This is a genomic window from Myxococcus sp. CA039A (genome assembly GCF_013336645.1).
Taxonomy (GTDB): Bacteria; Myxococcota; Myxococcia; order Myxococcales; family Myxococcaceae; genus Myxococcus; species Myxococcus llanfairpwllgwyngyllgogerychwyrndrobwllllantysiliogogogochensis.
In genome coordinates, this window is sequence record NZ_JABUMQ010000486.1 from 1 (window position 1) to 5,875 (window position 5,875).

Here is a 5,875-nt window from a genome sequence, read left to right on the forward strand (position 1 = left end):
GGCGTCCGACATGGCCGAGGCCGGGGAAGGGGGGACGGCGGCGGGGACGCCCAGGGCCGGAGCCCCGATGAGCCCCATCACTCCTCCGAGCACGGCCTCCAGGCCACCGCTCTTGAGGATGTAGCCGTCCGCGCCGGACGCCTTCGTCTTGCCGGCCAGCTCCGCTTCCGAGATGTCGGAGTAGAGGACCAGCTTCGCGGTGACTTTCTTCTGACGCCGCAGGTATTCGACGACATCGTCGCCAAACATCTCCGGCATGTTCACGTCCATGAGGATGAGCGCGAACGGTCCCTCGGTGAGCTTCTGGTCGAGGCTCGCCAGGTCCTGGGCCCCGCTCGCCTGGTAGCCGGCGGCGGTGAGGGCCCGAACGGTGAGCTCCACCAGCATCGGGCTGTCATCAATGACCAGTACGCGCGACATCGTCCTCCTCAAAGGATTCAGGGTGCAACCCTACACCTTTGGTTCAGCGCGGACCATCGAAACGGCGAGCGGCCGGCCTCCATGCGACCTCCCCTTGACCGGTTTTCGTCCCCTCCGGATACTCCGACGCCTTGACCACGACCTCGACTCCCCTCCAGCGAGCACTCCGGATGGCTCCGGACCGTGCCGTGGCCGCTCAGGCCCGGCCGGAGCAGGAGTTCTTTTGCTTCCGGGTGGGAGACCTGCGGTTCGGGGTGCCCAGCGAGAACGTCCTCGAGGTGTTCCGCGCCGGGCTGCTCACCCCCCTGCCCAGGACTCCTTCCTTCATCATGGGCGTCACCGGCCATCGCGGTGAGGTCCTCCCCGTCGTCGACCTCTTGCGCTTCCTCTCCAAGGGAGAGGCGCGCATCGGTCCCCGCACCCGCCTGTTCATCGGCGTCACCGGCAGCATCGTCGCCGGGGTCGTCGCGGACACGGTGCTGGGCCTGCGCCGCATCCCGGTCTCCGACATCCTCCCTCCGCCGCTCGGAGGAGACGCCGCCGCGGAGCATCTGCTCGGCGTGGTGCAGGGCAGCACCACCCAGGACGGCATCAACCTGCTCAACTTCCACAAGCTGCTGCAGACGGCCCGGCAGCGCGCGGTGGCTCGATGAACGACGAGTCACTCGTGGAGGAGAAGGTCGAAGAGGTGGACATCCTCTTCTTCGAGATTGGCAGTGGGACTTTCGGCACGGACGCGTCGCAGGTGCTGCGCATCGACCGCTCGTTGCCGGAGGACATCACCCTGCCGGAGTTGGGGCGCCTCTCCCGAGGCCACCGCGCGCTCGTGTTCGACACCCCGGAAGGAGAAGGCCACCTGAAGGTGGACACCGTCCGGGGCGTGCGCCCCATCCCCGTGACGCAGCTTCGCCGCATGCCCCCCACCGCGGGCGCGGCCTCTTATGCCGTCGGTGTGTGCCTGGAAGAAGCCCGCACCGTTTTGCTGATTGACCTGGTGGAGACCGCCAGGACCCAAGATTCTCAAGGAAGGCACTGACCGCAATGTCCCTGGACACCCCCAACGAGAAGCCCGCGTCCAAGGCCCGCTCCGCGCGCAAGGCCCCCGCCAACAAGGCGAGTGCCGCCGCGCCGCCGGCGCCCCTCAAGGCCTTCACCGACACGCTGCTGACGGTGCTGGCCGGCAACCTCCAGGCCCGCGTCCCCAAGGAGCTGGTGGGCGAGGGCGGCGAGGAGATGGCCCACCTGCTCAACCAGGTGCTGGACAACTTCGCCAGCTCCGAGCACCGCAAGCACGTGGCGGCGCAGGAGATCGATCAGGCGCTCGACGCGCTCATCAGCCTGGTGCGCGAAGGCGACCTGTCCCGGTGGAACACCACCACCGAGGACCCCCAGCTCGGGCCCCTGCTGGAGGGCTTCGGCAAGGTCATTGAAACGCTGCGCACCTTCGTGCGGGAGATCAACGAGGCGGCGCTGCGGCTGTCCTCGTCCGCCAACCAGGTGCTGGCGGCGTCCACCCAGCACGAGACGTCCTCCACGGAGCAGGCGGCGGCCATCCACGAGACGACCGCCACCATGGAGGAGCTCAAGCACGCCTCCGCGCAGATCGCCGAGAACGCCGGCAGCGTGGCGCGCGTGGCGGAAGAGACGCTCGGCGCGGCGCGCGCGGGCCGTGGCGCCATCGGTGAGTTCATCCAGGCCATGCAGCAGATCCGCAGCGACGGCGTCGCCGTGGCGGACTCCATCGCGAAGCTGTCCAAGCGCGTGGAGCGCATCGGCACTGTGGTGGAGGTCATCGACGAGATCGCCGACCGCTCCGACCTGCTCGCGCTGAACGCGGCGCTGGAAGGCAGCCGCGCGGGCGAGGCGGGCAAGGGCTTCTCCATCGTCGCGGCGGAGATGCGCCGGCTGGCGGAGAACGTCCTGGACTCCACCAAGGAGATCAAGAACCTCATCACGGAGATCCGCGAGGCCACCGCGGCCGCCGCGGGCGCCGCCGAAGCGTCCAAGTCCGCCACCGAGTCCGGTGAGAAGCTGGGCGCCGTCGCGGCCCAGGCCGTGGAAGGCATCCTCGCCGGCGTGCAGGAGACGAGCGACGCGGCCCGCGTCATCAACCTCGCCACCCAGCAGCAGCGCACGGCCACCGAGCAGGTGGTGGCGTCCATGGCGGAGATTGAAGATGTGACGCGTCAGACGACCCAGGCGTCGAAGCAGGCGACGGGGGCGGCGGCGGAGCTCACTCAGCTGGCCGCACGGCTGGCGGAGCTCATCAAGCGCTTCAAGGCCGACTAGCTCTTTTGGGAAGGGGAGGGTGCGCAGCGCTCACCGCCCATGGATACCGAGGCACTCAAGAAATCCCTCCTGAAGAAGTTCCAGGAGGTCACCGCCGACCGCCTCCAGAAGATCCAACTGGGTGTGTTGGACCTGGAGAAGGAGACCGCGGATCAGGCCGCGGACGACGTCGCGCGCGAGCTGCACACGATGAAGGGAGAGGCCCGCATGCTGGGCCTCGCCGCCATCGGTCAGCTCGCTCACGCGGCGGAGGACGTCCTGCGCGCCGAGCGCGAGGGACGCACGGCCACGGAGATCGCCACGGACGTCATGCTCCGTGCCTGCGATGTCCTGTCCGATCTCATCGAGGACATGTCCGGTGCGAACACCGGCACGTCCGCGAGCGAGGACATCGTGCGTGCGATGGCGGAGGTGTCCGGCCAGGCCGCGCCCGCCATTCATGTCGCGAAGCCCAAGCCGCCTCCGGTGGCGGCGCCCGTTGTCGCCGCGCCGCCCTCCGTGGCGGCTCCCCGGCCGGCGCCCGTGGAAGCTCCGGCCGTGGCGCACCCTCCGGCCCGTGGTGGGGAGGAGGAGGCTCCGAGCGCGGCGAAGTCGGCCATCGCCGACCGCACGATTCGGGTGAACGTGGAGGTGCTGGACTCGCTGGGCCTGCTCGCGGGTGACCTGCTGGTGGAGAGCGCCCGGGGTCGGCTGCGCAGCTCGGAGACGGAGGCGCTGTTCGAGCGCTTCAGCCGCCTGGGGGATCGCTTCCTGCGGCTGGCCGAGCAGGTGGAGATTCCCAACGAAGTGCGCATGGTGTTGGACCGCGTGGAGAGCGACCTCCACATGCTGCGCGACGATGCGTTCCGCTTCGTGCGGCGCAACGACGACGGCATCAACATCCTGCACGGCAACCTGTCGAAGATGGCGGACCACGTGGCGGAGGCCCGCCTGGTGCCGCTGTCCACGGTGTTCGACGCCTTCCCGCGCGCGGTGCGGGACATGGCGCGCACGCAGACGAAGGAAGTGGACCTGCTCATCGAGAACGCCGACATCGGCGTGGACCGGTCCATGCTGGCCGACGTGCGCGACGCGCTGGTGCACCTCCTGCGCAACGCCGTGGACCACGGCCTGGAGTCGCCGGACACGCGCCAGCAGCTCGGCAAGCCGCTCACGGGCCGTGTCCGCATCCGCGTGCGCGTGGATGGCGACATGCTCCACATCGAGGTGGAGGACGACGGGCGCGGCATCGACCCGGAGCGCCTGCGCCAGGTGGCCGTCAACAAGCGCCTCATCAACGCGGTGCAGGCCGCCGCGCTGTCGGAGCGCGAGGCCATCGAGCTCATCTTCCGTCCCGGCTTCTCTACCCGCGAGCAGGTCAGCGAGCTGTCCGGCCGCGGCGTGGGCATGGACGTGGTGAAGCGCAAGGTGGAGACGCTCGGCGGTTCGGTGGGCGTCAACAGCCGCATCGGCCGTGGCACCACCATCACCCTGCGGCTGCCCCAGTCGCTCGCCTTGATGAAGGTGCTGCTGGTGCGCCTGGGCGACGACGTCTACGGCATGCCCGCCGCCGACGTCGAGGCGGTGATGCGCGTCAAGCCGGATGACCGGCTGGAGATCTTCGGCACCCTCGCCGTTCGGCACCGGGGCAAGCCCACGGCGCTCGTGGCGCTGGGGCCGCTGCTCGGCCTCAACGGTGGCAACCGGTTCGACCGGCCCCCCGCCGTCGTCGTGCGCCATGGCGAGGACCACGCGGCCCTCGTGGTGGACGGCTTCGTGGACGAGCGCGAAGTGGCCGTGAAGCCCTGCGGCGGAGAGTTCCTCAAGGGCGCGCCCTTCATCGCCGGCACCGCCGCGCTGGAGGACGGCCGCATCGCCGTGCTGCTGCATGTCCCCGACATCATGACGGAGGTGCGCCGCATGGCGCGGCCCGTCACCCAGGCGCCAGCGGCCAAGCGGCTCCGGGTGCTGCTCGTGGACGACTCTCCCATTGCCCGCGCGACGGAAGGCGCGCTCGTCAAGGCGCTGGGCCACATGGTGGAGGAGGCCCAGGACGGCGAGGAGGCCTACGGGAAGGTGCAGAACAACAGCTACGACCTCATCCTCACCGACGTGCAGATGCCGAAGATGGACGGCTTCTCACTCGCGCGGCGGCTGAAGTCGACGCCCGCCGTGGCGCGCATCCCCGTCATCATCCTGTCGTCACTCGCCTCGCCCGAGGACAAGCGGCGCGGCCTGGACGCGGGCGCGGATGCCTATCTCGTCAAGGGAGAGCTGGGCGTGGAAGTGCTCGCGCAGGCGATTGACCGGCTGACCTGAGGAGCGACGTTTGGGTGGCACGGCCGCGGCGGGGATGGCGTTCAGAGTGCTCATGGTGGGCAAGGGGCTGCGCGCGCTCGCGGCCCGTGGCCTGTTCGACGGCGAGTCGCTCGTCCCGGTGGGGCCCGCCGAAATCGACTTCCCTGGCGCCCTCGTCGCCGTGCAGCGCCACTTCCCGGACGTGCTGCTGGTGGACCTCACCGGCCTGGAGGCCCTGGAGGCCATCGAGCAGGTGATGGCGGGGCGGCCGGTGCCCGTCCTCGCGCTGCATCCGGGCGCGCTGTCCGGCCAGGAGGCGTTCCAGGCCATGGCCCTGGGGGCCCTGGATGTGGTGGAGCGCCCCGCCATCCCCGGCGCGGACTTCTGGGCCCATATCGCGCGCAAGCTGGTGCTGCTGGCCCAGGTGAAGGCCGTGCGCCAGACGCGCTCCTCCGCGAAGCTGCCCAAGGAGGACCTGCCCCCGCCGCCCTTTCCCCTGGTGGCCATCGCCGCGTCCCTGGGCGGTCCAAAGGCCGTTGCACAGGTACTGCGGAAGATTCCACGAGACTTTCCCGCGCCCATCGCCTACTGCCAGCACATCAGCGAGGGTTTCACGGAGGGCCTCGCGCACTGGCTGACGATGGAGACGGCGCTGGGAGTGACAGAGGCGGAGCACGGCATGGTGATGGTGCCGGGGACGGTCTACATCGCACCGTCGGGCAGTCATCTGTTGGTGCGACCCGAGGGCCGGCTGGAGCTGGACTCGGGACCCGCGCTTCGGGGCTTCCGGCCTTCGTGTGACATGCTGCTCACTTCGGCGGCGGAGGCCTTCGGCTCGAGCTGTGTCGGGGTCATCCTGACGGGGATGGGGCGGGACGGAGCGCGGGGG

The 5,875-nt window shown here is 70.0% G+C and carries 6 protein-coding genes; 5 read left to right on the plus strand and 1 reads right to left on the minus strand.

Annotated features, from left to right (window positions below; all coding sequences use genetic code 11):
• Window positions 1-420, minus strand: a 420-nt coding sequence (locus HR086_RS44015; protein WP_174468626.1) for a response regulator transcription factor, incomplete at its 3' end; no start/stop codon positions are given.
• 170 nt (window positions 421-590) lie between these two features.
• Between HR086_RS44015 and HR086_RS44020 the strand changes: the two genes are divergently transcribed.
• The 5 genes from HR086_RS44020 to HR086_RS44040 form a co-directional block, all read left to right on the plus strand.
• Complete coding sequence (locus tag HR086_RS44020) at window positions 591-1,073, plus strand: chemotaxis protein CheW (protein ID WP_141649264.1); 483 nt, start codon at window positions 591-593, stop codon at window positions 1,071-1,073.
• A complete protein-coding gene (locus HR086_RS44025) occupies window positions 1,070-1,456 on the plus strand; it encodes a Frizzy aggregation protein FrzB (RefSeq protein WP_141649263.1) in 387 nt (128 codons plus the stop codon). Before HR086_RS44020 ends, HR086_RS44025 begins: the two co-directional genes overlap by 4 nt.
• Window positions 1,457-1,461: 5 nt before the next feature.
• Window positions 1,462-2,709 (plus strand): methyl-accepting chemotaxis protein, encoded by a 1,248-nt coding sequence (locus tag HR086_RS44030; RefSeq protein ID WP_141649262.1) that lies wholly within the window; start codon window positions 1,462-1,464, stop codon window positions 2,707-2,709.
• Between the two features lie 39 nt (window positions 2,710-2,748).
• Window positions 2,749-5,007: a hybrid sensor histidine kinase/response regulator gene (locus HR086_RS44035; RefSeq protein WP_174456658.1), complete on the plus strand. Its 2,259-nt coding sequence runs from the start codon at window positions 2,749-2,751 to the stop codon at window positions 5,005-5,007.
• A 34-nt stretch (window positions 5,008-5,041) separates the two neighbouring features.
• Window positions 5,042-5,875, plus strand: an 834-nt coding sequence (locus HR086_RS44040; protein WP_174468627.1) for a chemotaxis protein CheB, incomplete at its 3' end; no start/stop codon positions are given.